This window comes from Polyangium jinanense (genome assembly GCF_028435265.1).
GTDB classification, from domain to species: Bacteria; Myxococcota_A; Polyangia; order Polyangiales; family Polyangiaceae; genus Polyangium; species Polyangium jinanense.
Map to the genome: position 1 here is coordinate 71221 of NZ_JAGTJK010000023.1, position 25191 is coordinate 96411.

The window sequence follows — 25191 nt, forward strand, 5'->3', positions numbered from 1 at the left end:
GCCCTTTCAAAGCCGCATTCAACGTTTGGGGGCTTCGCTCGGACCAGCCGAGCCACGCCCCCAAACCCCCTCGGGCCGCGGAACCTCTTTCTCCCGCTTCCGGATCCTCGCCGCCACCAGCTCCGCCGCCGCCGTCATCTCCTGCGTGGGAATCCCCGCATTGCGCGGCCTCGGCATTCCATACCCCACCTCGTACGTCTCCGTCTGGATCGGCGGCGGCGGTTTGCCCGTTCCTTTCGGGCCGATTCCCACCGAGAAGAAAACCTCGCCTTTTTGCAGCTCCACCCACACGACGGATTCGTTCGTCGGGTAGAAGTTCACCACCTTCCACCCATTCACCTCGGCCCCTACTGTCAGCCCGTCCAGCAATGCGACGAGCGACGGATCGGGCGGCGCGGGTTGCGGGCCGAACGGCTCGGCCGGCGCGGGCGCGTCGGCTTCGGCTGAACCTGGCGGCGAGGCTGGCGTCTTCGAGCCGCTCTGCGCGGTCACCAGGAATCCGAGGAGCCCGAGGAGCAACGCGGCGGCGGCGATCCGGGCGAACAGGCGAGGGGGTTTTTCGGAAGGGGCGGTCACGGGCGCCCTCGAAGCAAGCGGGAAAACCTGCCCGGCGTCAAGCCGCGCGACCGTCCTCGGAGACCGCGACGACCTGGGCAGACCGCCGAATGCCCGAGCGCTCCTCCGCCGCCTTGCGACCTTCACGCAAAAGGCCCACGAGCCGCGTGACGAGGTCGGCCGTCATCCACGCCGTCGGCAAGCGCGGGACGAGGGTGATCGCGCGCTCCGTCGAGCGCTTTCCGCGCTGCGATCGGCCCTGCTGCGCGATGGCCTCCACCGCTTCCTCGCACGCCGTCCCCGTCGTCACGCGGAGCAGCACCTCGGGCGAGCGCAACGTCGAGCCCGCGGCCGGCGTGAGCACCACGCCCACCTCGAGCCCGGAAAAGCCCGGGAGTGGCGAGCGCGGGACCACGGCGAGCCGCAGCTCGTCGGCCTTCGCGCTGCCCTCGGGTACCCGGATGCGCGGGACGATACGGACCTCTTCGCCGGCCTTTTTCGTCGCCTTGCGGACGCGCTTGGCCACGTCGCGCAGGAGCGGCGCGGCCGAGGCGACCGGGTCGGGCGGCAACTCCGCGAGCCGGCCCGTGCAGAAGAGCGCGAGCAGGGCCACGGCGTCGTAGGCGAAGAGCTCGGCGTGGTACATCGACGTGCCCGAGACGAGATATACGGCCGCGCCGAGGAGGAGCAGGCCGAGCGCGAAGAGGGCTTTTCCGGCGCGGGTGGAGACGTCGAGCAGGCCATCACGCGCGGGGGGACGCGCGGCGCGGGCGAAGGCCTCTTCCTCGGAGATGGGGAGCCACGTGCCAGGGCCGCGCAGCGAGGAGGCGCGGATCCAGCGCGGGGCCCGGAACGCGGCGAACGCCGAGGCGAGCGCGACGAGGAGCGCGCCCGCCGTGCCCGTGGGCAAAGTGAGCTGCAAGGCGAGGCCCCCGACGAGCGCGAGGCCCGCGCCCGTGGCGCGTACGAAAAGCGGGGCCGGGATCAAGGGCCGAGGCTCGGCGCCGGCCGCGCGCGCGGCCCGCTCGACTTCGCGGGTCTTGACCGCGACGAGCAGGGCGTACAGGACAAACGCAAGGCCCCCGCCGAGGAGCACGAAGGTGCGGCGATCCGGGGCGAGCGCCGAAGGGCCCGGGGACGCGACGGTGGTCGGCTCGGCTTTCGGCGCGGTGACGTCGAGGGCGCGGGCGTCGAACCGGACGAGCCAGGTGATGGTCTCGGCTTTCGGCGCGTACGGCCGCAAAAGTTCGAGCTCGTCGCGGCCCGTGGCGCGGCGGACGGTGGAGAGGACCGAGGGCGGCGCGGCGGATTCGCCCGCGGGATCGGCGGCGACGCCGGCCTCGTCGGGGCGCGGCTCGGTCGGGCCGGCGGGCAGGACGAAGGTGGCGCGCGCGGAGTCGAAGCCGTCTTCCCACGCGAGCCCGGTCCAGCGGAGGCGGGCCATGGAGCCGTCGCGCTGGACGAGGCCGCGGCGGAAGAGCTCGGTGCGGTACCGGACGAACACCACGAACACGCCCCGCGACAAACCCTTGTCCGCGTCGAAGCGGATGCGCATGGCCGAGGGGTTTGGCTGGCCGTCGTCGCGCGGGCGGCTCGGCGGCGGCAGCATCTCCGTGGTGATGGGCGCGGCCGAGGCGAGCGAGTTCGTGGCGGCGTCGCGGCCCGGGACCACGTAGCCGTCGGGCTCGGGGACGGCGTCGGCGTCGACGCCTTTCAGGTCGATCGACTTGAGCGGCCCGCCGGAGACACGCAGCGTGATCTTGTGCTCGACGCGGGCCGAGCCGTCCTTGTTCACGTCGACCCGCACGTCGTCGCCCGCGACGTGCACGTCGACCCACGCCAGGGCGGGTGCCGACCGCGTGACGAGGCCGAGGACGAGGCCTGCGCCCACGAGCCAAGGCCGGGCGACACGAATGGACATGGCCGTGACCTCCCACGGGGTGAGGTCACGGGCCAAGTTCTGGGTGTCGCCTGGCCTGACGGGGTCAGCTCAAGTCGCCCGGTCTCGCGTTCGTGGTGGGGCGCGTGATGGCGCGGCTCGGGAGGAAGGCGAAGACCGCGACGGCGATGCCGACCACGATGTCGTTCGCCACGGCCTTCCCGCCGAGGTAACCGAGGACGAACGGCGCGATGATCAGCCACATGCCGAGCACGACATTCACGAAGCGCGCTTTCGGCGCCCAGAGGGCGACGATCGCCGAGGCCGCGATCAGGATGCCGAGCAGACGGTCATTGTTCACTGCGTATGCGTCGACGTATCCGAGCACCGCCGGGGCGATGAGTAGCCAGATACCCAGTGCGACATTGATCCATCGGGGCCATGTCATGGTGTTCTCCTCGGGCGATTGGTTTCACGCCGCGTGCCGCTTCTCGGCCTCCTGCTCGTGCCGCATTCCCTGCTCGTGATACCGCCGAGCCTCGATCGCGTGCCGGATGGCCTCGGCCTCGTTCCCCCGCTCGTGCTGCTCCGCGGCCATCCGATGGTGCACGGCTGCGTTCTCGAAATGCTCGGCGGCCTTTCGATGGTGATCGGCCACGCTTTCGGTACGGATCATTCCTTGCTCCGTGGGCGATTCGTGCCGCGAGGCGGCGTCCCCGACGTTCCGATGCAAACGTAGGCCCAGCCGCGGCGGACGAACCCGGCTGCGGCTGGGGAATGCGCTGGATGCGTTTTACGAAGCACCATTGAGGCCCGATTTCCGGACCTCGATCTGGCCGTCGCGGACGCGCGTCTCGTAATGGGGCTCCGAGTCGGTCGCGGGGCCGACCATCACCCGGCCGTCGCGCAGCCGGAACTGTGAGCCGTGGCAGGCGCACACGACGCGCTCGCCGTCGAGCCGGCCCGCGCTGAGCGAGCAGCCGAGGTGCGTGCAGGTATCGCCGATCGCGTGGACGCGGCCGTTCGCGCGGGCGAGCAGGATCGGCGCGCCCTCGGCCACGACGCGGCGGAGCTGCCCTTCGGGGAGCTCGTCATTGCGCAGCACCGGCACGAAGCCCGAGGGCCCGCCTTGCTCGAAGGCCCGGTGGCTCACGCCGATGCCGTAATGGTACGACATGACCCCGCCGAGCCAAGCGCTGCCCAGCGTGATGCCGAAGCCCGCCGTCGACGCGGCGATGCCCGCCCCGCGCCGCCCGTTCTTGCGCAGGAGCAGCGAGATGCCGAAGAGGCTGGCCGCCACCATGTTCAACGCCGCGTGCACGAAGCCCACGCGCCGCGGCTTGCCGTCGAGGTAACTCCAGTCCGCGAGCCCGGCCATCGCTGCCGCGCCCGCGGCCGCCAGACCGAAGGCGTGCGCGGTGAAGGCCGCGTCGTGGAGCCCCTTTTTCCGTCGCCCGAGCCCGGCGATGTCCAGGACGACCCCCGTCGCCCACGCGCCGACCGGGAAATCGGAGAGTGCCGCGTGGAGCGGGTGCCCGAGCCACGTCCCGTCGAGCGTGGTCCGGAGCTCCGGGCGCTTTTGCAGGACCGCTTGGACCGGCCGGTGCACGGCCTCAGCGAGTGTATCGACGCCCGATCGATTCTCGACCGTCGTAAGGAGTGACGTCGCCATCCCGTTCCCCTTTCGTGCTTCGGGGGCCACTCCCCCGAACACGCCTCGCTGTGCAATCACCGCGCCGGCCATGACGTTCGTGCCCTGCCTTCCGGGCCGCCGGTCTCGAGCGATTTCGTGATTTCGTGCGGGGCATGGCGGTTGCTATCGTCGACAGGCCATGCCATTCACCCGACTTTTGCTTCCTTTCCTCGCGCTCGCGACCGGATGTGCCCAGGGCTCGTCCGGCGCGCTCGGCCAGACCGACACGACCGCGGCTTGCCCCCCGAGCGAGCTCGTCTGCGCCGTCTCCGGCATCGACGCCCCCATCGCCAAAGGCGCCGCCTTGCCGATCCAGGTCTCCGTGACCTCCGAGGGCGCGGCCACGCCACCACTCTCGTTCGTCTCGGCAAACCCGGCCATCTTCACGATCGACGACGCCCGCATCCACGCCCAGGCGCCCGGGCTCGCGTCGATGCTCATCACGACGGCGGGGGTTGGGGCGCAGGACGCCGAAGGCGATCCGAAGCCCCAAGCGTCGAGCAGCGATCTGGTCGTGGATTTTCTTCACGTCTGGGTCGCGGAGGCGGACGCGCTGCGGCTCCACCGCGTGACCACCGGAGGCCTTCAGACCTCGCCTCTGCCCGCCGCGATGGAGATGCTCGTCGGTGACGAGCTCACCCTCGTCGCGGCGCCGCACCGCGGCCCGCAGCGGCTGCTCGGCGAGCTCGACGCAGCGTTCGAAGCGGATCCCGAGGTGGTCCTGATGCTCGACGAGGGCGTGCCCGGCAGTCGACGCATCGTCGCCAAGGCCCCGGGCGAGACGACGGTCACCGTCAAGGCGCTCGACATCGAGGTCGCGGTCGCGCTGACCGTGCTGGAGGTGAAGCCGTGAGCCCTCGCGCCTCCCTTTTGCTCCTCGCCGCCGCCGCGTTTGCCGCGGGTTGCGAACCCAACCTCATCGCGCTCACCGTCGCGCCGCCCACGGCCGTCGCCGAGCTCGACAGCACCGAGAAGGACGTGCGCCTCTCGGAAGGCATCGCGCTCGCGATCGAGTGCACCTACCGGAACAGCCCTTGCGAGAACGCGACCGCGACCTCGAGTGATCCGGACATCGTGCGCGTCATGCCCGGCTTCGTGGATCTGCTCGCGCCGGGCGACGCCTACCAGCGGTATCCCGCCGACGAGCCGCGCTCCGTCTTCATCTTCGTCGGGGGCAAGCCCGGCGACGCCACGGTCACCCTCACGTCGACCGATGCCAATGCAACGATCGACGTCAAGGTGCTCTCGCTTCCCTGAAGACCCACCACCCGGGGGTGCCGCGGCTTCCGCCGTTGCCCCCCGCCCTCGGCCGGATTTCCGCTGTCTGCGGATGCTGTCCCTGGCAAATTCTGGGGAAGCACAATTTCACGCACCGCGGGCATCAGGTGGATCTTGATGCTCATGGGCATCTTCCCGTATGTAGGAGGGACGCATCGGAGACCATCGGGGATGACGGACACAACCGACGAGTCGGTAGTGGTGGAGGGGAAGCGGATCGAGCGCGTCCTGGAGGCGCTCTCGCTCGCTTCCGTCGGGGCCTTCGACGAGGCCATCGGGCTCTCCGGCGCGCTGACCGAGGACCGCTTCGGGGCGCTCGAAGAGAGCCTGCTCGTGCTTTTGCGGGAGCTCAAGCAGACCCGCGAAGAGCACGACAAGGCGATGAGTGATCTCGAGTCGTCGCGGCGCGATCTCGAAGAGCAACTCGCCACCGTGGAGCGGCAGCGCATCGCGATCCGCGAGCTCAGCGTGCCCATCATCGACGTGTGGGACGACGTGCTCACGCTGCCGCTCGTCGGCGCGATCGACAGCGCGCGCGCCGCCGAGATGACCGAGAAGCTCCTGCAGCGGATCGCGGATCGCGGCGCGGAGTACGTGATCATCGATCTGACGGGCGTCGACGTGGTCGACACGATGACGGCCGCGCACCTCGTGCGGCTGACGCACGCGGCGAAGCTGCTCGGCGCGAAGTGCGTGCTGACGGGCGTGCGCCCCGACGTGGCGCGCACGCTCGTGGAGATCGGCGTGCACCTCGGCGGGCTCATGACGCTGCGCACGCTGAAGGACGGCCTGCGCGCCTGCCTCAACATGCGCGAGGCCGATCGCATCAGCCTGCGCAAGAAGCCCGGCGAAGGCGAGAAGGACAAGAAGGCGCAAGCCTCGAAGGACGAAGGTCAAGACCGCACGGTGAGCCGCGGCGAGCGCCGCCAGCGGCCGCCGCGGCCGGAAGCTTCGGCGAGTCCGTCGACGGTGCCGGCGTCGCTGCCCGTGTCCGAGGACATCGGGGTGTAGCCGCGCGGCGCGGCAATTCGTACGAAGTCGAAAGAATTTCTCACGAAAGCCCTTCTCCCTGCTGGGGAAGGGCTTTCGTGCTTCTCAAGCGCCCGTCGCGAGCTCGCCGGCGGCCTCGTCCACCGCGTCGACGACGATCTGCCCTCGATCGACCGAGAGGAGCGCGACCGATCCCGAAGGCAGCTCGCCGCGCAGGATCATCTCGGCGATCGGCGCCTCGACGTGGCGCATGATCGCGCGCTTCATGGGGCGCGCGCCGAGCCCCTCGTCGAAGCCGCCCTCGGCGATGAGCACGTCGAGCACGGCGGGCTCCACGTCGAGCCGGATGCCCTTCTCCTCGAGCCCGCGGCCGAGTCCCGCGAGCAGCCTCCGCGCGACCTCCTTCACCTCGGCCTTGCCGAGCGGACCGAAGACGAGCACCTCGTCGATGCGGTTGTAGAGCTCCGGCGGCAGCGCCCCGCGTGCGGCGGCGAGCATCGCGGATTCGAGCTTGTCCGGTGAAACCTGCGTCACGCCGCGGGAAAACCCGACCGAACGTTCGCTCTTCAGCGCCCCGGCCTCGGCCGCGCCGAGGTTCGAGGTCAGCACGATGACCGTGTTCGTGAAATCGACCCGGCGGCCGCGGCCGTCCGTCATGCGGCCCTCGTCGAAGACCTGGAGGAAGGCTTCGAGCACATCGCGGTGCGCTTTTTCGATCTCGTCGAGCAAGATCACCTGGTAGGCGCGGCGGCGCACGGCCTCCGTGAGCTGACCGCCGGCCTCGTGCCCGACGTACCCGGGCGGCGCGCCGATGAGCCGGGCCGTCGCGTGCGCCTCGCTGTACTCGGAGAGGTCGAGCCGCGTCATCGCGTCGGCCGAATGGAAGAGCGCCTCGGCGATGGCTTTCGCGGTCTCCGTCTTGCCGACGCCCGTCGGACCGAGCAGGAGGAACGTGCCGAGCGGCCGATCCGCGCGAATGCCCGCGGCATTGCGGCGAAGAACCCTCGCAATGCGGGCGAGCGGCGCCGTGTGACCGACGACCCGATCGGCGAGCAGTTTTTCCAAATTGAGCATTCGCTCGCGGTCGGTCTCGAGCAGCCGCTCCTCGGGGATGTCGGCGAGGCTCGCGAGGACCTCGGCGACCTCGGGAGGTCCGACCGGCGGGAGCTTTCCGGCCCCGGCGCGCCTGCGGGCGCGGGCGCCAGCGAGGTCGAGGATCCCGATCGCCTTGTCGGGCAAGGCGCGGCCCGGCAGATATCGCACGGACCACGAAACCGCCGACGCGATCGATTCGTCCGTGTACCCGAGCCCGTGGTGGGCGCCGAGGCCCTGACAAACCTGTTTGCAGAGGAGGAAGGACGATTCCTCGTCCGGCTCCTCGATTTCGACGACCGAGAAGCGCCGCGCGAGGGCGGGGTCGGGCTCGAAGGTGCGCCGGTGCTCCTCGGGCGTCGTGGCGCCGACGAGGCGGAGATCGCCGCGGGCGAGGGCGAGCTTGATCTCGGCCGTGGCCTCGTCGAGGCCGCCGGAGAAGAGCTCGTGGATCTCGTCGACGAAGAGGATGATCGCGCGCCCCTCCTCGCGAATCTCGCGCAAAATCGCGTTCATGCGCTCGGCGAGCGCGCCGCGCGTGCCGGTGCCGGCGACGAGCTCGGAGACCGCGACCTCGACGAAGAGCCGCGCCGCGGACGGGTCTCGATCGGCCTCGCGGGCGAGGCGCTCGGCGATGCCACGCGCGACCGAGGTTTTTCCGACGCCGGCCGGACCCACGAGCAGGCAGCTATTCTGGTTTTTCTTGGCCAGGATATCGAGCGCCGCGTCGACCTCGGCGTCCCGGCCGATCACGGAATCGATTTCCCCGAGGCAAGCCGCGAGCGTGAGGTTTTTCCCGAGCGCGGCGAGCGTCGGCGTCTTCGCCCGATCGAGCGCGAGCGGATGGCCTTCCGGAATCGTGGGCCCGGGGCCGAGGTTTTCGCGCGCCTTGGTTTTCCGGTCCCTTTCGGCCGGCTTCGCGGGCGCAGGCGTGGGGAGCGGGATCGGCGTCGCGGTCGCGGTGGCCTGCGGCGGCGGCGGCGAGGGCGTCGCGGCCTGAGGGACCGGAGGCGTCTTCGTGGGCGGACGTTGCTCCTGGCCGAGCCGACCCGGCGGCGGGAACAGCGGGACCGTCACGCCCGTGCCCGTCGGCCGCTTCGGGAGCGTCGGCGTGGGTTTGTCGAGGTCGATCCGCTTGGGCGTACGCGGGGCCGGCCGGGGCTCGGCCTCCGTGGTTTTTCCGCCCGCCGTTTGCGGCACGCGCCGGGCTGCGACGACCCCGAGCGAGAGTTGCATGGCCGCCGTGCGCAGCCGTCCCGTATCCACGCCGGCCTGCACGAGGGCGCGGTGCGCGGCGGAGGCGCGGTCCGCGAGCATGGCGAGGAGCAGGTGCAGGGCGTTCGGCTCGCCGAGAGGTGCGCGCTTGCCGAGCTCGCGGGCCGCGACGGCGGCGCGGGCGAGGGGATCGGGCGTGTCCTCGTCGAAGGATCGACCTGCCTTGAGAAGCGCGTCCGCGTCGAGGCGCCGCTCGCGCAGAAGCTCGCCGGCCTGGCCGTCGCGCGAGGCGATGGCGGCGAGGAGGTGAACGCTCGTCGGGCGCTCCTTGCGCGCAGCGGCCAGGTCCTGGGCGAGCTTGCGCAGCGTGACGAGCTCGGCCTGCGAGCGGGGGATCGTCATGGTGGGGAGGGGGGTCTCACGGACGCGGGGCGTGGGACAAGTTTTCGGCCGGGGACGGGGGGGAAGCGCACGCGCGGAGGAGGGAGCGGACCCGACCCGTTAGGCCTTGGAATGCTGGACAGACGACACCGTCCCCCGTCATCGGATGGCGCGTGTTCGGCAGCGAAACGGATGCCACCGCCGAGGGAGGACGACGCGTGTCCGGCTGGATGTCCCGCCTCGAACTACCTCCCACCCCTCCCGGCGCTTCCAGGCTCAATGGCGCCGTGATTCCACGAGCGCGCGGTCGACGATATCGAGCAGCTCGGCGGTGCTCGGTCGGTCGGCCATGCTCTCGCCGATCTGCCGGAAGAAGATCCGACCCTCCGGCAGGATGACGAAGGTCGAGGGGACCGCGATGTCCTGGCCCTGCATGGCCACGCCGTACGCGAGCGCGGTCTTCAAGCCGTCGTCCCGCAAGAGCGGGTAATGTACGTCGAGCTTCGCGGCGAGCTCGCGGGACTCCTCCTCGGAATCGACGCTGATCGCCGCGACGCCCACGCCGAGCCTCCGGAATCGATCATTCATTCTTGCCAGCTGCCCGAGCTGGCTACGACAGTACGGTCACCAGTGGCCGCGGTAAAACACCACGACCGCGGGGCCTTTCTGGGTGAGGCTCGCCAGGGTGACAGTCTCGCCCGTGTGCGACGGGAGCGAGAATGCGGGCGCCGGGGCCGAGGTCGCGAGCGCGGGTCCGCGCGTCTTCAGGGTGCAGCCGGAAGCGACGGTGAGGAGCGCGGCACCGAGGAGGAAGAGGCGGCGCGAAGCGCGGATCGGCGCGGACATGAGCGGGAGCATACAGGGGCGTGCCCGAGGCGGCAAGCCCTGGAAAAACGTCAGAAGCCGCTGCCGGTGGCCGTCCCCGTGGGCAGCGGCCGCTTCGGCGTGGGCGACGGCGAGGGCGTGGTGCCCGCGGTGGCCTCGCGCTTGACGATGAACTCGACCAGCGTGTCGCACCGGCCGGAGCTCGTGCCGCCGGTCTCGTCGAGGCAGGAGACGACGAGCGCGCGTCCCTTCGTCACCTCGGTGACGAGCAGCGTCGAGACCCAGGTTTGTCCGTCGACGAGCGTGGACCATCCGGGTTTGTCGGCGATCGTCGGTTTTCCGCGCGTCCTCCGCATCTTCGGCGATTGCTGCTCGAATCCGGTCAGGATCGCGTCGGCGAATTTCTCATCCACGGCCCGCACGGGCATGTCCGTGACCTTGAGCGTTTGCTTGTCGCAGACGATCGATACCGTGCGAATGCCGTCTTTTTCTTCGGCGGTTTTCTTGCAATTGCTCATTGCGTCGCCGCCGCCCGGGGAGAACATGATCGGATAGACGACCTTGACGACGCCGCCCTCGGGCGCGGGGAACGTCAGGGTTTCGACGGCCGCGATGACACACTTCACGACATCGGGATCGGGGAGGGTTGCAGGCGAATCTTCCGCGGCCTGGCTGACCTTGCCGTCCTTGCCGATGACGAACTTGACCGCGATGCGACCTTCGAGGTTCGGGGTTTTTTGCAGGCCCTCCTCGTAACAAGCCCGCAACGCTTTGAAGTTGCCGCGGATGACCTTCTGGATTTCGGCCGGCTCGAGCTTCCCCACCGGGGCGTCGAGCGCTCCGATCACGTTCGTTTCCTTGTTCGGGGGTTCGGCCTTGGCCTCGGGCGCGGGCGGCGCCTCGGCGGGCGGGGCTTTCGCCTCCGGGTTCGGCGGCGCGTCGGGCGGCGGCGTGGCGCCGGCGCAGCCGACGAGCAGGAGAGCGAGAGACGAGGGCCAAAGGACGCGCAGCATCGGCGCGGATGCTAGGAGGCACGCCGGGGTGCGTCAAGGCGACCCCGGGAATGCGCAATGCAGACCCTTCCCGTCGGTCGGGATTTTCCACGAACCTGCGCCGCCCGCCCCCGCCGAGCACGCTCTCGCCGCACCCGAGCACGTTGTCGTCGTGGCGTCGTTATCCGTCCTGCTGCATGCCGCGGCGCGTATCGTCGCTTTCGTGTGCCTTCAATGGGCATGGCATTTCACGCTCCTGTCGGAATGGATGGGGGCGTACGCGTGACGTTGCGGCACCAACGATGCTGTTTTCAGAACGTTCCGGCGGGACGTTGAAAACTTGATTGACCACCCGTTCCGCGCAAGAGAACGTAGACACGTGCCGGACGGCAGGGTTCGTCCGGGCACGTTGACTTGGAGGCTTACGTGAAGCGTCGCGAATTTCTCAAGGGCGCAGGGCTCGTCGCCGCGACGGCCGCCAGCGGCCTCGGCGTATCGCTCTGGGGCATGCGGCAAGCACGCGCGTTCGGAGAGGTGCCGAAGGAAGCCGAGGGCGCCATGCTGCCGCTCGAGCTGCAGGCCGAAAATATCCTCGAGATCTTTCTTTACGGCGGCGTGAGCCAGTACGAGTCGTTTTACTGCGTCCCGTCGCTCGGAGAGGCGAGCGGGACGCAGTGGCACGCGTACCTGCAGTCCGGTCACGTGCAGGCCGCCGTCGACCAGTGTGCGTTTCAAGGCCCGCTGACCGAGCCCTTCGCGGCCGATTCGATGGGCCAAGCCGTGCACCTCGGTCCCTTCGTGATGCCCCTGCGCGAGCGGCCCGATGTGATGGAACGGACGCGCGTCTCCATCTCGGCGCACGACCTCGAGCCACACGAGGGCGCGATCCCCATGATGCTCGGCGGCCGTGGGCTCGGGCATCCGGCGTTTTCGGGGCTCGGCGCGCACGTGCAGCGTTACTTCCTCGAACGGTTCAACGAGCCGGGGCGCGCGCCGTACTCGTATGCGCTCATGTCGAACGGCGCGAACGGGCTTCCGACGGACAACGTTCGCAGCGTGGTGTCGATCGGAATGCACCCCGGCGCGGCGCGTCCGCTCGCCATCAAGGTCGACGCGGCGGGTGACCTCACGAGCCTGCTCGCCCGCGGGACGATCGGGCAGAACCGCGCGCAGTACGACGCGCTGATGCAGGGCTACATCGACCGGTACCACGAGCGGCTGCGCTTCCGGGGGCAAGGCAATCCGCTGCGCGCGCCGCGCCTCGGCGAGCTCGAAGCGGCGTCGAGCTCGATCGCGAACGCGCAGGCGATCCAGGGCGTGCTCGAGCCGCAGTTCTTCACGAAGATCCCCGGGGCGAACTGCGGGGACAACTCGAACACCGACGCGATGACGATGAACCTGAAGCTCGCGGCGCACCTGCTCCGGCACCCGACGGTGCCCGCGAGGTACGTGTGCATCGTCGACACAGGGCTCATCTCGGCCGACGGCGGCGGCGGGTACGACACGCACGGCGAGAACTCGTTCACGCAGGCGCGGAACCTGTCGCACACGCTGAGGCAGCTGCTCTCGGTGGTGAACGCGCCGGGCGAGAACAACCCGGCGAAGCTCGACCTCGACAAGACGCTGATCGTGCTGACCACGGAGTTCGGGCGTACGCCGTTCAAGCAAGGCAGCGAGGGGCGAAATCACTGGCCGTACGGCTTCCCGGTGGTGTTCATCGGCGGGCCGGTGCGGCCCTCGGGCAAGGGCGTGTTCGGCGCGTGCGGAGAGGACGGGCGCGCGACGATCGCGTCGACGCCGCAGGAGAACCGCATGGCCGCGCTGCTCTCGCTGGGCATCTGGCCCTTCGCGCAGGAGAGCTTCAACGTCTCCGACGTGCCGGGCGCGACGACGGAGATCGAGGCCGCGAAACTCGTGCAGCAGCGGCAGCTGGGGGTGGTGGCATGAAGACCAGGCGTTTTTCCGGGCTCTCGACGCTCACCCTGGCGATCACGTGCGCGGCCGCGATGGCCGCAGCGCCCGCATGTAGCGGCGGGACGAACCCGTCCGAGCCTTCGGGACCCGGCGTCGGCGGGAGCGCTGGCAGCGGCGGCAGCGGTGGTGAAGGCGGCGCAGGCGATGTCGGCGGCGCGGGTGGAAGCGGCGGTGAGGGTGGAGACCCGACGCCGCACACGCCCGAGCACGTGTGGACCGAGTGCCAGGCGAGTGATCAAGCGTGGGTGCGCCGCGCGATCGTCGCGGTGAGCGGCCGCAAGCCGTGGGGCCAGGCCGAGGTGAACGCGTACACCGACGCGATCACGGCGATCCGCAAGGCAGACCTCGAGGCCGCCGGCAAGTTCGGCGAGCTCGGCGGCGCGCTTCCGCCCTACGGCGAGGACCTCGTGAACGCGCGCAAGCTCGTGGCCCGCGCGCTCATGCGCGAGGACGCGTTCCGGCAGCGTTGGAGCGACTTCTTCATGGACACGTTGCGCGTGAACCGCATCGAAACGAAGTCGCTGCAGCAGTGCTACGGCTCGCCGCCGGCCGCGGCGTTCGACAACGGCAACCTCGCCGCGTGGGTGCGCGACAACGACGCGAACGCGAAGAACCCGCCGAACCCCGGGTTCACGATGAACCAGCTCCTCTCGTCGGCGCTCGAGCTCGACGACCTCTCGCCCGTGTATCGCGCGAACCTCTTCGCGATGATGTCGCAGCCGTACTCGGGCGCGAACGTGGGCGAATACGAGATGGAGCGCGCGCGGCGGCAGAACTTCGGCACGATCTTCGAGCGGGCCTACCTGCATCGTGATCGGGTTTGTCTGACCTGCCACAACAGCGAGTACTCCGTCACGTACAGCGACGATCCGGCGCTGAACCGGGCGTGGCCCGTGCCGGGTCTGTTCGAGGTCGCGCTCTACGGAAACTCGGTCGGCGTGCATCCCGAAGAGGAGCAGGAGACGAAGGGCACGGACGAGATGCGCGCCCTGTCGATGCTGCGTTACTGGGGCGTCGGCGACGGCGGCGGGACACCGCCCTACGGCTGGAGCGGCAACGCGTGCGGCAACTTCCGCGTGCCGACGGAGGACGATCCGCTCGGCGTCGACACGTACTTCGGCTCAATCCGTTCGACACCCGAAGCACCGAACAAGGGCCGCCGCGCGAGCGTGTGGGACCTCGAACGCGCGCTCAAGCGCGGCGTGGATCAGCTCGCGGCCCACGGGCTCGTGCGTTTGCCCGGGGGTGAGCTCGCCGATTCGGACGAGGCGTTCGCGTACATGGTCGCGCAGAACATCGTCGACGTCGTGTGGGCCGAGGTGATGGGCACGCGGCTGACGATCGCGAACTACTTCCCGCGCACTGAGGTGCAGCGCGACATCCTGATGGGACTCACGGAGAAGTTCGTCGCGTCGCACTTCTCGCTGCGCGAGCTGCTCGCCGACATCCTCGCGCACCCGGCCTTCAACCTGAAGGCGCCGGAAGAGGGCTGCGGGAGCGCGGCCTACGAGGTGCCGCGGATCTTCGATCCGTGGACGATCGCGGACAAGGACGTCGGCCGGCGCGGCAACAGCCCCGCGGACGGCGTCTTCGCGATCTCGTCGCGCCCGCTGCGTCGCAGCCTGCACCGCGCCATGGAGTGGCCGAGCTACAGCGAGTATCCGCAAGACGGCTCGGAGGAGAGCTTCCAGCTCGCCATCGGGTTCGCGCTGAAGGACGCGGAGCCAGGCTTCCGCGGGCTCGACTTCCAGGGGCGGCTCTCGTGGGAGGCGACGTACGGCGCGTGCAAGGCGCTCAGCGGGAACGACTTCGTCTCGAAGATCGTGTCGCGGGCGCAGGCGACGCCGGGCGCGACCGTCGGCGACGCGGTGATCGCGCTCAAGGATCGGCTCGTCGGCGAGCCGTGGGTCGAGCCGGTGACCGAGAAGCCGCAGATCGAGGCGCTCGTGAAGACGACGCTCGATGACACGAACCTCTCGGGCCTCGATGCGAAGCTGCGCTCGTTCTGCGGCGTCCTCGTGGCGGCGCCGCAGTTCATGCTCGGCGGTGTCGTGGCGAAGGACGCGACCGACGTGCCGAAGCTGACGCCGCCGGAGATCTCGTACGAGGGTACGTGCGGATACGTGTCGTTCGTCGCGGGGCAGATCGGCGCGCCGTACACGATCACCTGCGGGCCGAGTACGATCACCGCGAAGAAGCAGTGACGGAAGGGGTTTGGGGCGTAGCTCGGCTTGTCCGAGCTACGCCCCAAGCGTTGAGGGGTTTGGGGCGTAGCTCGGCTTGTCCGAGCGCAGCCCCAAGCGTTGAGGGGTTTGGGGCGTAGCTCGGCTTGTCCGAGCGCAGCCCCAAGCGTTGAGGGGTTTGGGGCGTAGCTCGGCTTGTCCGAGCGCAGCCCCAAGCGTTGAAAGGACGACCGGGATGGGTTTGTCGCGGGCAGTCAGGGCGATCGGGGCACTCTCGATCGCCCTGGTGGTGACGGTCGGATGCGGAGCCGACGAGGACGTCGACCTCACCGGCGGCGAGGGCGGAAACGGTAGCGGCGGCGCCGGCGCGAGCGGCGGCGCCGGTGGCAGCGGCAGCACGGGCGGCAGCGGCGGAAGCGGCGGCGGCGCGGGCGGCAGCGATGATCCGGCGGAGGCGATCTACCCGAACATCGCGTCGCTGCACGCGCTCGGCGTCGCGCAGACGTGTTCGCTCAACCAGGGCGTGTGCCATTCGTCGCGGCAGTACCCCGAGCTCGGCGGTGTGAAGGACATGCTCGCGCTCGTGAACGCGCCCTGCCAGATCACGGCGGCCGAGCCGAGCCTCGTGCCCGACGAGTGCGAGCGGCCCGGGGACAAACTCGTGATCGGCGGGCAAGAGCGGGAGATCTTGCAGGTCGTCCTCGACAAGAACGCGTCGTTCCCGCCGGCGAGCGTGGAGCTGCGGCTCGCCGCGGCGCCGCCGTCGCTCGACGCGAACGGCGCGCGCATCCGTAGGCTCGACGACGCAGGCGCCGAGGTGCTCAGCGTGCCGCTCGACGGCGCGTCGTTCGCGGCGGGCGGTTCGCCGACGAGCGTGATCGTGAACCTCGGCGCGTCGCCCGCGTCGCTGAAAGGTTTCCTCGACGTACGCGTGACCGATCTCGATCGGGTGCGCGTCGGCGACGCGAACGGCAACGGCAACGCGCATCCCTCGGCCACGCCGTGGTCGCTCGTCGCGCCGGGGGATCCGGGGCGGAGCTACCTCTACAAGCGGCTCCTCTCGGACGAACTCGGCCCGCGCATGCCGCTCCTCCAGCGCACGTGGACCGCGCTCTCGACGCGCGCGGTGTGGTGCTGGATCCGCGGGATGAAGCCGGATACCAAGCCGGGCGATCCGTCGATCCTCGAACCGATCGACTACGGAAATTGTCCCCCCGACCCCGACGCGCCCGATCCGAACACGGCCGGCACGTGGGGGAGCGTGCGCACGCTCATGGGCTCGCGCTGCGCGACGTCGAAGTGCCACGACAGCACGGACAAGGCGGGCGATCTGGATCTGTCGCCCGACGCGGAGACGTTCCTGGCGAACGTGATCAACGCGTCGAGCGTGCAGACGGGCGCGCAGCGTGTGGTGCCGGGACAACCGGCGGCGAGTTATCTGCTCTGCAAGGTCGATCCGCACTGTGAAGGGCGTGCGAACATGACGAGCCTCATGCCGCTCTCGGGCGAGCCGCTGACGGACGCGGAGATCAAGTCGATCGCGACTTGGATCCAGGCCGGGGCGAAACTCGAGTAGGCACGCGCTCGCTCGCGGCCGCGACGCCGAACTCGACGAGCGCCCTCCGCACCTCGCTCGCATCCTTCGCGACGCGCGCTCGCTCGCCGAGCGCGCGCTTCGGATCTCCGCCGAACCACACCGCGCGCATCCCCGCGCCGAGCGCGCCCTCCACGTCGGCGGCGAGCGAGTCGCCGATGTGCACGATCCGATCGAGCGACCTGCCGAGCCGCTCGGCGGTCCACGCGAAGATCGGGCGGCCGGGTTTGTCCATGCCGAGCCGGCCGCTGTCGGCGATCACAAGGAACCGATCGTCCCAGCCGAGCTCCGCGACGAGCTCGGCCAGTCGCCCCTCCGAGTTCGAGATGATGCCCACGGGCACACCCGCGTCGGAGAGATCCTCCGCGAGCTCCAGCATGCCGGGGATCGGGCGTCGCCAGAGGTTTTTCCGCGGCTGCTCGGACCAGAGGAAGTCCACGGCGCCCGCGAGCGCTTCCTCGTCGAGTGGCGACGAGGTCGCGCGTTCGAGCAGCGCGCGCATGAAGATCTTCCAGGGATGACCGCCGAGGCCGCGGTGGATGGCGTCATCGTAGACGCGCCATGCGTCGGGGAGGGCGACCTGGATTCGTTGGGGGTCGAACGATAGACTCCGCTCGGCGAGGCGGGCGGCCGTGAGCTCCGCGTCGAGGGCGGCGAGGGTTTGTCCGAAGTCGAAGGTGACGGCGTGCATGGCGCACGCTCCGTTAGCACGGAGCGGAGGCCCCCGGCGAGCTTGCCTTTGGCCTCAGGCGTCCTGCGCGCCCTCGTACATGCGGTCGATCTCGCGGGCGTAGCGGTCGTAGACCACGCGGCGCTTGAGCTTCAACGTGGGCGTGAGCTCACCGTTCTCGATCGTGAAGGGGCGGTCCGTGATGTGAAATTTCTTCACGGTCTCCACGCGAGCGAGCGTGGAATTCACACTGTCGACCGCCTTCTGGACCGCAGCCACCACCGCGGGGTCTTCGCGCAGCTTCGCCAGATCCGCCCCAGGCGCGCCCGCGAGCTCGCCGGCGGCGGCCGGATCGAGCACCACGAGCGCGGTGAGGTACTTGCGCCGGTCGCCGATGACCACGGCCTCGGCGATGGGCGGGTGGTTCTTCAGGGCCGCCTCGATGTTCTTCGGGGCGATGTTCTTGCCGCCGGCCGTGATGATGATTTCCTTCTTGCGGCCCGTGATCGACAGGAAGCCGTCCTTGTCGAATTGCCCGAGATCCCCGGAGTGTAGCCAGCCGTCGACGAGCGTGTCGGCCGTCGCTTGCGGCTCCTTGTAGTAGCCGAGGAACACGTTCGGGCCCTTCACCAGGATCTCGCCATCCTCGGCGATCTTCACCTCGATCCCGTCGAGCGTCGTGCCGACCGTGCCGAGCTTCGTCTTGTTCGTCCGGTTGAACGTGGTCGGGCCCGTGTCTTCGCTCTGGCCGTAGACCTCGGAGACGATGATGTCGAGGCTCGCGAAGAACTCGAGGATCTCCTTGGACACAGGCGCGGCGCCGCACACGCACGTGCGCGCGCGCGACATCCCGATGGCGCTCTTCAGCTTCGTGAACACGAGCTTCTGCGCGAGCTTGTACTGGAGACCGAGCGCGCCCGCGGGCTGCCCGCCGCGCATCTTCACCGCCGTCGCCTCGCGCGCGATGTCCATCGCCCACTCGACGAGCGCCTTCTTCGCACCCGTGGCTTCCTTGAGTTTGCCCTGGACGCCCGCGTGGAACTTCTCCCAGATGCGCGGGACACCGAAGAAGAGCGTCGGCTGCACTTCCTTGAGGTTGTCCGGGACCTTGTCGATGTTCTCGGCGAAGTAGACCGCTCCGCCCATCGTGATGCTGCCGTGGATGGAGAAGATCTGCTCCGCGATGTGCGAGAGCGGTAAGTACGAGAGCACGCAGTCCTGTGCCGTACCGCCCACGAGCGTTTGCGACGTGTCCGAGGTCCACACGAGGTTCTGGTGCGAGAGCATCACGCCCTTGGGCGGCCCCGTCGTGCCCGAGGTGTAAATCAACGTCGCGAGTCCCTGCGGCTCGAGCGCCGCGATGCGCGCGAAAAAGTCCGCGTCGGAGACGTACTTCCCCTTGTCGAGGAACGCCTCGTACGAGACGACGAGCGGGTGATCGATGTGCGGCGCGTCGCGCATCGTGACGACCTGCTTGAGGTGCGGCAGTTCGCCGAGCATCTTCTCGATCTTCGCCCACTGGCTGGCGTTCTCGACGAGGACGATCTCGCTCTCGGCGTGGTGGACGATGTACGCGACCTCCTCGGGCGAGCACGTGGTGTAGATGCCGGCGGGCGCGCCGCCTGCGGCCATGGCCGCGACGTCGAAGGCGACCCACTCGGATCGGTTGAAGCCGAGGATGCACACGGTGAAGCCCGGCTTCTGGCCGAGCGCGATCATCGCCTTGCCCAGGCGTTTGACCTCGTCCGCGAGCTCCCGGTAGCTCTTCGGCCGGTAGACGCCGCCCGATTTGATGTGATGGGCAGGCGCGTCGGGCCTGCGTTCGGCTTGCTTGAAGAGCCGGGAAGGAATGGTGTCGTTCGGCGTAGTCATGGCGACGCCAGTCTAATCGAGCGGCCCACCGTTCGTTCCACCCGAAAACGGAAACGCTGCCGTAAGATTCAGCGCGGCTTCGGCGGCGGAGCCGGCTCCGCCGCCGGGTTTTCCGACGGGGGGTTCGGGGGCACAGCTCCGCTCGGCGGAGCGGAGCCCCCGAGCGTTGGCGCCGGCTTTGGGTTTGGCGGGGGCGGATCCTTCCGGTCTTCCTCGATCGGGGACTTGGGCCGTCCTGCCGCGGCGCGCAAGGCGATCACGCGCGTCACGAGCTCGGTCGCCTCGTCCGTCGACATGTCCACGCGCGCCGAGATGCGCGAGCCCTCCGAGCCGATCCGCAGCCGCTCGAGGATCGACCCGAGGCCCATCAGGCGCACGAGCGTGTCGTCCGCCTGCGCGGCGCGTTTTCCGTCGAAGATTTTCGCCAGATCGGCACATGGGGCCGGCGCGTCGCAGGCCACGACCCCCGACAAACCCACACGTTCGCCGATCGAAACCGAGAGCCCGAGCCCGACGACCGACGCCGCCGGCGAGCCCTGCGCCCCGCTCAGCGCGATCTCTTCGAGCAGCGTGCGTCGCTGCTCCGGCGTGAGCACCACGGTCACGCGCAGCGCGCCCGGGCCCACTTCCGACGCGAGTTTCGTATGATCCCCGTCGGCCCGCGCGGAAGGCACGCGGCCCTCCGCCGCGTCGATCATCGATCGCAGGTAGTTGCCCGCGCCGAGCAGGATGGGCCCGCCCTCGCGCACGGCGATCTCCGCGCCGCTCGTCGACTGCTTCGCATCGCGCACCGTGCGGAACGCGCCGATCGGGTTCACCACGGAGCGGCCGCCGCGCGCCTCGATGACCTTGCTCGCGCAGGCGAGCAGGGCGTCCGGGTCGATGGCGCCCGAGGCGACGAGGCCGAAGTCGCCGTCGCCGCCCGACGCGGGCACGGCCACGCCGAGCTCCGTCAGGCCGGCCATGGGGTCGAAGCCGCAGACGTCGCGCACCTTGCCGAGGCCGGGGATTTCGCGGGTCTCGGAGAGCAGGGGCGCGAAGGCGCCCGAGCGCCGCAAGGCGCCGAGGTCGGCCGTGGCCACGAGGAGCGCGCCTTCGGGGATGGCGTCGAGCGTCCCGGGCAGCGGGCGGGCCATCTCGCGTTTTTGCCAGACCCAGACGACGGCCGCGACGACCACCGCCGCGGCGGCCGCGAAGACGAGGGCGTTGCGCGTGCGCGTCTGCACGGGCCGAGCCCTACCACGTTTTTCACGAGACCGCGCGCGTCGGCTTTCGCGGGACACGTCGCGCGCGCCAGGCTGCTTCCCGCGCGAGAGACCACGTCGTGCTCATGCTCCGACGCTACGTTCTGCAAATGCAGAATGCTAGGTTCGGCGGTGATGTTTCGCTCAGGCGCCCTTCGACGGGCCTGTCCCCTTGGCTTTGCGCTCGAAGTGACCACCGATGGCCTCGCCGATCCGCGGGACGATCGAGTGGATGACCACGAGCCCGACCAGGAAGGCCACCAGCGCGAGCTCTCGGGGGGTGCCGAAGGCGGACATGCGCCTTTCGTCTTATCACCGGATACACTGAGCGGGGCGGCCCAAATGTTGGAACGAACGCCGCCTTGGACGTAGGAAGGGATGACCCCAGGGCCACGCGTTGACAGCCTGGCGCATCGGGTCGAAGGATCACGCCGTGCCCGCGATGGAGGAAGCCCCGAACACGCCGCGTCGCGACGTGATCCTGATCGCGGATGCCTCCGCGGAAGGGCAAACGATCGCGTCGGCGCTGCGCGCGCAAGGCTTCGCCGTGGCCTTCGCGCCGATCGAGCGGCTCGAAGCACGCGTGCTCGACGAGTCGCCGCGCGTCCTGCTCGTCGACATCGATCAACCCGGCGCGCGTGACGCCATCGAGCGGCTGCGCGAGCTGCCCGGTGGAGAAGACGCCGAGCTCGTTTGTCTGGGGAGCCGCATGCGCGCCGCCGAGATCGGCGCGCACTCCGCCGCAGGTCGCTCCTTCGCGCGACCGCTCGACATCCACGCCATCGTCGCCCAGATCGCCGCGCTCGCCGACCCAGCCCCGCTCGACGAAGACTCGATCGTCGACGACCGCGGCGCCCGGGCGATCCGCCCCGGCGAGACCGTGCCCCCGGGTCTGCTCGACGACGGTACCAGCTCCTTCCCGCCAGCCTTCCAGTCCGCGTTCCCCGGCGCGCCCGAGATCGCCGAGATGGGCGTGTCGATCTTCCCGCCCGACGAGAGCGAAGGGCCATCGCCGCCGACGCTCCTGCCCCCGCACCCCATGCAGCTCTCGCCCGAGCTCATGAACATGCTCGCCGCGGCCGAGCAACGCGTGCTCGCGGAGACGCCTTCGTCGTCCACGCCTCCACAAGCCGCGGCCGTCGAGGAGGAGCTCGACCTCATCCTCGCCGACGAGTTCCTCGCCATCCTCGAAGAGCCGCTCGACGCCGAGGCGGATAGCTCGCAGTCGGACCTCGGCACCGGCGGAATCGATCCGGGCACGGGGCCAAACGCACTCAGCATCACGACCGGCTCGTTTGCCCTGGCCGAAGGGAACACGACCGCGCCAAACCCGCCCGTGTCCTCGACCGGATCCATCGAGCCGCCGAGCGTAGGCGACCTCGTGCTCGACGTGCCGTCCGCGCCGCAGCCGAGCGAGTCTTCAGGGAGGAGCGCGCCCGCGGGATCGACGCCGCGCTCGCCGGACGTCCGCGCCGTTTCCTCGGAGGCCCCCGCGACGGCCTGGGAGCCGCGCGCGAGTCGCATCGTGGTCGCGGACGATGCGGGCACGCCGGTCCGGCCGACGGAGACGACCACGGCCACCCGCTCGGTCGAGCCGCGTCCCGCATCCGCGCCCACGCCGCCGCGCCCGCCGCCGCCCGTGATCGAGCCCTTGATCGACATCGCGCCGCCGACGGTCTTCCCGTCCCGGTGGACGGTCCCGGGTGGCATGCCGCGCCTCGCTTCTACACTTGGGGGCTACGCTCCGGCGAGCGGAGCTACGCCCTCGAACCCCCCCACGCTTGGGGGCTACGCTCCGGCGAGCGGAGCTACGCCCTCGAACCCTCCCACGCTTGGGGGCTACGCTCCGGCGAGCGGAGCTACGCCCCCAAACCCCCTGAGCCCGCCCACGGCCCCCAGCCTCCTCGGCCGCGGTTCCGATGCCCCGCCGCCGTCGGTGCGCCTCGCTCCGCCCGTGCCCCCGCCGCCGGCGCCGGTTCCGTCCGCGCAGCCGGCGCATTCCTCGCAGGGCCCGCGCAGCCCGCAACCCACGGTGCTCGGCCCCGGCGACGCGCCGCGCGCCCTCGCCCGCGCGATCGCCAGCCGCGTCACGGGCTCGCTCGCGGTGCACGAAGGTGGCGCGGTGCGTCGTGTCGTCTTGCAGGACGGCGACGTGGTCACGGCTGGATCGGGCGTCGCCGACGAGGCGCTCCTCTCCTTCCTTTCGGCCCGCGGCGACCTCGAGCGGGACGTCGCGCATCGGCTCGCCGGCAAGCTCCCGCCTTCGGGCCGGCATGCGGGCGCGGCGCTCATCGCGCACGGATTTCTCCAGCAGGACGCGCTCTGGCCCGTCCTCCGCGCGCATGCCGAGTGGATCATCGGCAGGGCGATCCTCATCGAGTCCGGCACCCTCGAGCTCGAAGCCGAGCCGCCGGGCCGCCTGCGTGCCGAGCCCAACGTGTTTGGTGGCGCCACGGGGGCCGAGGTCTTCGTGGAGATCGTCCGGCGCGTGATTCCGCCCGAAGTCGCGGTCGCGCGCCTCGGCGGCGCGGCTGCGCGGTTCGACGCAGGCACGCGCATGACGCTCCTCTCCGAGTGTGCGCTCTTGCCTGATGAAGCGGCGCTCGTGGGGCAGGCGCCGGGCACGACCGTCGGCGAGCTCGCGGCCCGATCGGGGCCTGACATGATGCCGCTGCTCTACGCGCTCGTTTGTTTGGAGGTCCTCGCGGCGCTCACGCCGGTGCGGCCTGCCACGGCCGAGCGACGGCTCGCGGAGGATCCGCTCGACGAGGAGGCGGTCCGCATGCGGGTGCGGGCGCGGGTCGCGCTCGTCGAGGACGGCGACTACTTCGCGTTGCTCGGCATCGGGCGCACGGCGACGAATTACGAAATCCGGCGGGCTTACCTGGAGCTCCGGCGCTTCTTCGAGCCCTCGCGCCTGCTCACGGCGGCGACGGCCGATCTCCAGAGCGATGTGCGCCTCGTGATCGAGGTGCTCGACGAGGCCTACGAGATTTTGAAGGATGGGACGCGGCGGGAGCGCTACCGGCGGGCGATCGAGGCGGGGCCGCCGTCGTGACGTGAGGGCGTCGTGCAGTTCATTCCTCGGCGTCGGGGGCGGGCGTCCTCGACCGTACCGAGTCGGGCGGCAGGCCCTCGAGAATGTCGACGACGTGCGAGGCGAGCGAGTGCGCTAGCGAGAGCTCGTGCTGCGCTGCTGCATTGACCCCGAAGCCACGGGTATCGGCGAGCGCGTCGGCCAGCGCTTGCGCGAGGGACAGCGCTCGCGTCACCGGGGAGACGTCCTCCGCTCGGGTCGCCGATGGAGGGCGGGCATCGCTGGGCCCGCTCGTGTCGGGCTGTGTACCAAGGGCCGTACGTTGTCCGTGGGAGATCGATAGATCGAGCGCCATGGGCTTGAGCCTCGCAGTTCGTGGACGTGGATCGCGCGCGGGATCTGCCCATGCAAGCTCACGGCCAGCGCGTGGAAACGCGCGCGCTCGAGCAAGGTTCATCCAGCCAGGGCGCAGCCGAGCGCCGCGAACGAGGGCGCGCGCGGAAGGTTTGTCGGGGGACGCCTGCCGTGCGGCGCGTCAACGTTGGGGAGAACTGAGAGGTCGCATCCAATGCGGATGCGAGTGGAGATCCTGCACGCTCGCGGCTCGGATCGTGGGGTGCGCGAAAAGCGCGCAGTGCCCGGGAGCGTGCGGCCTGCCCGCGTGGTTACGCGGCGGGGATCAGAGGATCTCTTCGCGGATCGGCGGCTCGTCTTCGAGGTGACGCGTCTGGCTCTGGTACGTCAGGAACTCGCCGATGAAGCCCATCGAGAAGAGCTGGATGCCCGTGACGATCATGAGCACACCGAGCAAAAGCAGCGGACGGTCGCCGATCTTGTGCCCGAAGCACCAGAGCACCGTCAGGTAGAGCTCGATCAGCATGCCGATCCCCGCGAGGGTCAGGCCCGCGAAGCCGAAGAGGTGCATCGGCCTTTTCTGGTAGCGCGTCAGGAAGAGCACGCTGAGCAGGTCGAACGAGCCCCGCAGGATCCGTTCGAGCCCGTAACGCGAAGAGCCGTACTTGCGGGCGTGGTGCTTGATCGGGATCTCGGTGACGCTGAAGCCCTGCGACGCCGCGAGCGCCGGGATGAACCGGAACAGGTCGCCGTAGATCGGGATCGAGCGGATCACCTCGCTCCGGTACGCCTTGAAGCCGCAGTTCATGTCGTGCAGCTTCACGCCCGTCACCATGCCCACGGTGCCGTTGAAGATCCGCGAGAGGAAAAGGCGGTTCGTCGGATCGAGCCGCTGCACCTTCCAGCCGACGACCACGTCGTGACCTTCCTCCAGCTTGGTGAGGAAGTTCGGCAGGTCCGCCGGGTCATCCTGGAGATCGGCATCCATCGTCACGAAGATCGTGCCGCGCGCCTTGCGAAAGCCCGCTGTGAGGGCCTGGGCCTTGCCGAAGTTTTTCCGCAGGCGCACGCCCCGCACGGTCGGGTTCTCCGAGGCGAGGCGCTTGATCACGGCCCACGAGTCGTCCGTGCTGCCGTCGTCCACGAAGATGAGCTCGTACTGCTCCTTGCCGGCGAGCGCCTCGTGGATGCGCCGCGCGAGCTCCGGCAGGCTCTTTCCCTCGTTCAGGCCCGGGACCACGAGCGAGACGCGCGGCAGGATGACCACCGGGCTCTCGGCCGCCTTTCGGGCCAGGGCGAAGGCAGCAGGCTCGCCCGGAGAGGGCTGGGTGATGTCCACGGCGCTCACGGCGGCGGAGGATAG

The 25191-nt window shown here is 70.0% G+C and carries 21 protein-coding genes and 1 pseudogene; 7 read left to right on the plus strand and 15 right to left on the minus strand.

What is annotated here, in order from left to right; translation table 11 throughout:
• Nucleotides 1-18: 18 nt before the first annotated feature.
• The 5 genes from KEG38_RS32330 to KEG38_RS32350 form a co-directional block, all read right to left on the minus strand.
• Complete coding sequence (locus KEG38_RS32330) at nucleotides 19-576, minus strand: hypothetical protein (RefSeq protein ID WP_272423842.1); 558 nt, start codon at nucleotides 574-576, stop codon at nucleotides 19-21.
• A gap of 37 nt (nucleotides 577-613) precedes the next feature.
• Entirely contained in the window at nucleotides 614-2476 is a 1863-nt protein-coding gene (locus tag KEG38_RS32335) for a hypothetical protein (RefSeq protein ID WP_272423843.1), read from the minus strand.
• Nucleotides 2477-2540: 64 nt separating this feature from the next.
• The gene (locus KEG38_RS32340) at nucleotides 2541-2882 is read right to left on the minus strand and encodes an SPW repeat domain-containing protein (RefSeq protein WP_272423845.1); all 342 of its coding nucleotides are present in this window, start codon (nucleotides 2880-2882) and stop codon (nucleotides 2541-2543) included.
• 24 nt (nucleotides 2883-2906) lie between these two features.
• Complete coding sequence (locus KEG38_RS32345) at nucleotides 2907-3110, minus strand: hypothetical protein (RefSeq protein ID WP_272423846.1); 204 nt, start codon at nucleotides 3108-3110, stop codon at nucleotides 2907-2909.
• Nucleotides 3111-3227: 117 nt separating this feature from the next.
• Nucleotides 3228-4106: a Rieske (2Fe-2S) protein gene (locus tag KEG38_RS32350; RefSeq protein WP_272423848.1), complete on the minus strand. Its 879-nt coding sequence runs from the start codon at nucleotides 4104-4106 to the stop codon at nucleotides 3228-3230.
• 160 nt (nucleotides 4107-4266) lie between these two features.
• Here KEG38_RS32350 and KEG38_RS32355 point away from each other — a divergent pair, with 160 nt between their 5' ends.
• The 3 genes from KEG38_RS32355 to KEG38_RS32365 all read left to right on the plus strand — a co-directional run bounded on the left by KEG38_RS32355 (nucleotide 4267) and on the right by KEG38_RS32365 (nucleotide 6416).
• Nucleotides 4267-4980: a hypothetical protein gene (locus KEG38_RS32355; RefSeq protein WP_272423849.1), complete on the plus strand. Its 714-nt coding sequence runs from the start codon at nucleotides 4267-4269 to the stop codon at nucleotides 4978-4980.
• Nucleotides 4977-5384 (plus strand): hypothetical protein, encoded by a 408-nt coding sequence (locus tag KEG38_RS32360; protein WP_272423851.1) that lies wholly within the window; start codon nucleotides 4977-4979, stop codon nucleotides 5382-5384. The genes KEG38_RS32355 and KEG38_RS32360 overlap by 4 nt, the downstream gene beginning before the upstream one ends.
• A 192-nt stretch (nucleotides 5385-5576) precedes the next feature.
• Nucleotides 5577-6416 (plus strand): STAS domain-containing protein, encoded by an 840-nt coding sequence (locus KEG38_RS32365; RefSeq protein WP_272423853.1) that lies wholly within the window; start codon nucleotides 5577-5579, stop codon nucleotides 6414-6416.
• A gap of 84 nt (nucleotides 6417-6500) precedes the next feature.
• Here the strand turns inward: KEG38_RS32365 and KEG38_RS32370 are convergent, their stop codons facing one another.
• From KEG38_RS32370 to KEG38_RS32385, 4 genes and pseudogenes are all read right to left on the minus strand, one after another.
• Complete coding sequence (locus KEG38_RS32370) at nucleotides 6501-9104, minus strand: AAA family ATPase (protein WP_272423854.1); 2604 nt, start codon at nucleotides 9102-9104, stop codon at nucleotides 6501-6503.
• A 255-nt stretch (nucleotides 9105-9359) separates the two neighbouring features.
• Nucleotides 9360-9695, minus strand: a pseudogene (locus tag KEG38_RS32375) (peroxiredoxin family protein); the annotation flags it as partial.
• 12 nt (nucleotides 9696-9707) lie between these two features.
• Nucleotides 9708-9929, minus strand: coding sequence for a thioredoxin domain-containing protein (locus KEG38_RS32380; RefSeq protein WP_272423855.1), 222 nt, complete (start codon nucleotides 9927-9929; stop codon nucleotides 9708-9710).
• A gap of 50 nt (nucleotides 9930-9979) precedes the next feature.
• The gene (locus KEG38_RS32385; RefSeq protein ID WP_272423856.1) at nucleotides 9980-10921 is read right to left on the minus strand and encodes an AgmX/PglI C-terminal domain-containing protein; all 942 of its coding nucleotides are present in this window, start codon (nucleotides 10919-10921) and stop codon (nucleotides 9980-9982) included.
• Between the two features lie 405 nt (nucleotides 10922-11326).
• On the opposite strand from KEG38_RS32385, the gene KEG38_RS55720 reads away from it, so the two are divergent.
• The 3 genes from KEG38_RS55720 (at nucleotide 11327) to KEG38_RS32400 (ending at nucleotide 16633) form a co-directional block, all read left to right on the plus strand.
• Nucleotides 11327-12847, plus strand: coding sequence for a DUF1501 domain-containing protein (locus KEG38_RS55720; RefSeq protein WP_272423857.1), 1521 nt, complete (start codon nucleotides 11327-11329; stop codon nucleotides 12845-12847).
• A complete protein-coding gene (locus KEG38_RS32395) occupies nucleotides 12844-15078 on the plus strand; it encodes a hypothetical protein (protein WP_272423859.1) in 2235 nt (744 codons plus the stop codon). Before KEG38_RS55720 ends, KEG38_RS32395 begins: the two co-directional genes overlap by 4 nt.
• A 214-nt stretch (nucleotides 15079-15292) precedes the next feature.
• Nucleotides 15293-16633 (plus strand): hypothetical protein, encoded by a 1341-nt coding sequence (locus KEG38_RS32400; protein WP_272423860.1) that lies wholly within the window; start codon nucleotides 15293-15295, stop codon nucleotides 16631-16633.
• On the opposite strand, the gene KEG38_RS32405 is transcribed toward KEG38_RS32400, so the two are convergent.
• The 4 genes from KEG38_RS32405 to KEG38_RS32420 form a co-directional block, all read right to left on the minus strand.
• Complete coding sequence (locus KEG38_RS32405; RefSeq protein ID WP_272423862.1) at nucleotides 16587-17342, minus strand: HAD family hydrolase; 756 nt, start codon at nucleotides 17340-17342, stop codon at nucleotides 16587-16589. The genes KEG38_RS32400 and KEG38_RS32405 overlap by 47 nt on opposite strands.
• Before the next feature lie 54 nt (nucleotides 17343-17396).
• On the minus strand, nucleotides 17397-19193 hold the full coding sequence (locus KEG38_RS32410) for an AMP-dependent synthetase/ligase (protein WP_272423865.1): 1797 nt from the start codon (nucleotides 19191-19193) through the stop codon (nucleotides 17397-17399).
• A gap of 68 nt (nucleotides 19194-19261) precedes the next feature.
• On the minus strand, nucleotides 19262-20419 hold the full coding sequence (locus KEG38_RS32415; RefSeq protein WP_272423866.1) for a hypothetical protein: 1158 nt from the start codon (nucleotides 20417-20419) through the stop codon (nucleotides 19262-19264).
• A gap of 162 nt (nucleotides 20420-20581) precedes the next feature.
• Nucleotides 20582-20734 (minus strand): hypothetical protein, encoded by a 153-nt coding sequence (locus KEG38_RS32420; RefSeq protein ID WP_272423867.1) that lies wholly within the window; start codon nucleotides 20732-20734, stop codon nucleotides 20582-20584.
• Nucleotides 20735-20870: 136 nt separating this feature from the next.
• Here KEG38_RS32420 and KEG38_RS32425 point away from each other — a divergent pair, with 136 nt between their 5' ends.
• Entirely contained in the window at nucleotides 20871-23495 is a 2625-nt protein-coding gene (locus tag KEG38_RS32425) for a hypothetical protein (RefSeq protein WP_272423868.1), read from the plus strand.
• A gap of 19 nt (nucleotides 23496-23514) precedes the next feature.
• Here KEG38_RS32425 and KEG38_RS32430 read toward each other — a convergent pair whose 3' ends face one another.
• Together KEG38_RS32430 and KEG38_RS32435 are read right to left on the minus strand one after the other, a co-directional pair.
• Nucleotides 23515-23709: a hypothetical protein gene (locus tag KEG38_RS32430; protein ID WP_272423869.1), complete on the minus strand. Its 195-nt coding sequence runs from the start codon at nucleotides 23707-23709 to the stop codon at nucleotides 23515-23517.
• A gap of 444 nt (nucleotides 23710-24153) precedes the next feature.
• A complete protein-coding gene (locus KEG38_RS32435; protein WP_272423870.1) occupies nucleotides 24154-25176 on the minus strand; it encodes a glycosyltransferase family 2 protein in 1023 nt (340 codons plus the stop codon).
• Nucleotides 25177-25191 lie beyond the last annotated feature (15 nt).

Excerpts from the sequence above, each read along its gene's own strand:
- KEG38_RS32335 (WP_272423843.1), bottom strand. The coding sequence starts at position 2,476 with ATGTCCATTCGTGTCGCCCGGCCTTGGCTCGTGGGCGCAGGCCTCGTC.
- KEG38_RS32340 (WP_272423845.1), bottom strand. The coding sequence starts at position 2,882 with ATGACATGGCCCCGATGGATCAATGTCGCACTGGGTATCTGGCTACTC.
- KEG38_RS32345 (WP_272423846.1), bottom strand. The coding sequence starts at position 3,110 with ATGATCCGTACCGAAAGCGTGGCCGATCACCATCGAAAGGCCGCCGAG.
- KEG38_RS32350 (WP_272423848.1), bottom strand. The coding sequence starts at position 4,106 with ATGGCGACGTCACTCCTTACGACGGTCGAGAATCGATCGGGCGTCGAT.
- KEG38_RS32355 (WP_272423849.1), top strand. The coding sequence starts at position 4,267 with ATGCCATTCACCCGACTTTTGCTTCCTTTCCTCGCGCTCGCGACCGGA.
- KEG38_RS32365 (WP_272423853.1), top strand. The coding sequence starts at position 5,577 with ATGACGGACACAACCGACGAGTCGGTAGTGGTGGAGGGGAAGCGGATC.
- KEG38_RS32370 (WP_272423854.1), bottom strand. The coding sequence starts at position 9,104 with ATGACGATCCCCCGCTCGCAGGCCGAGCTCGTCACGCTGCGCAAGCTC.
- KEG38_RS32380 (WP_272423855.1), bottom strand. The coding sequence starts at position 9,929 with ATGTCCGCGCCGATCCGCGCTTCGCGCCGCCTCTTCCTCCTCGGTGCC.
- KEG38_RS32385 (WP_272423856.1), bottom strand. The coding sequence starts at position 10,921 with ATGCTGCGCGTCCTTTGGCCCTCGTCTCTCGCTCTCCTGCTCGTCGGC.
- KEG38_RS32395 (WP_272423859.1), top strand. The coding sequence starts at position 12,844 with ATGAAGACCAGGCGTTTTTCCGGGCTCTCGACGCTCACCCTGGCGATC.
- KEG38_RS32400 (WP_272423860.1), top strand. The coding sequence starts at position 15,293 with ATGGGTTTGTCGCGGGCAGTCAGGGCGATCGGGGCACTCTCGATCGCC.
- KEG38_RS32405 (WP_272423862.1), bottom strand. The coding sequence starts at position 17,342 with ATGCACGCCGTCACCTTCGACTTCGGACAAACCCTCGCCGCCCTCGAC.
- KEG38_RS32410 (WP_272423865.1), bottom strand. The coding sequence starts at position 19,193 with ATGACTACGCCGAACGACACCATTCCTTCCCGGCTCTTCAAGCAAGCC.
- KEG38_RS32420 (WP_272423867.1), bottom strand. The coding sequence starts at position 20,734 with ATGTCCGCCTTCGGCACCCCCCGAGAGCTCGCGCTGGTGGCCTTCCTG.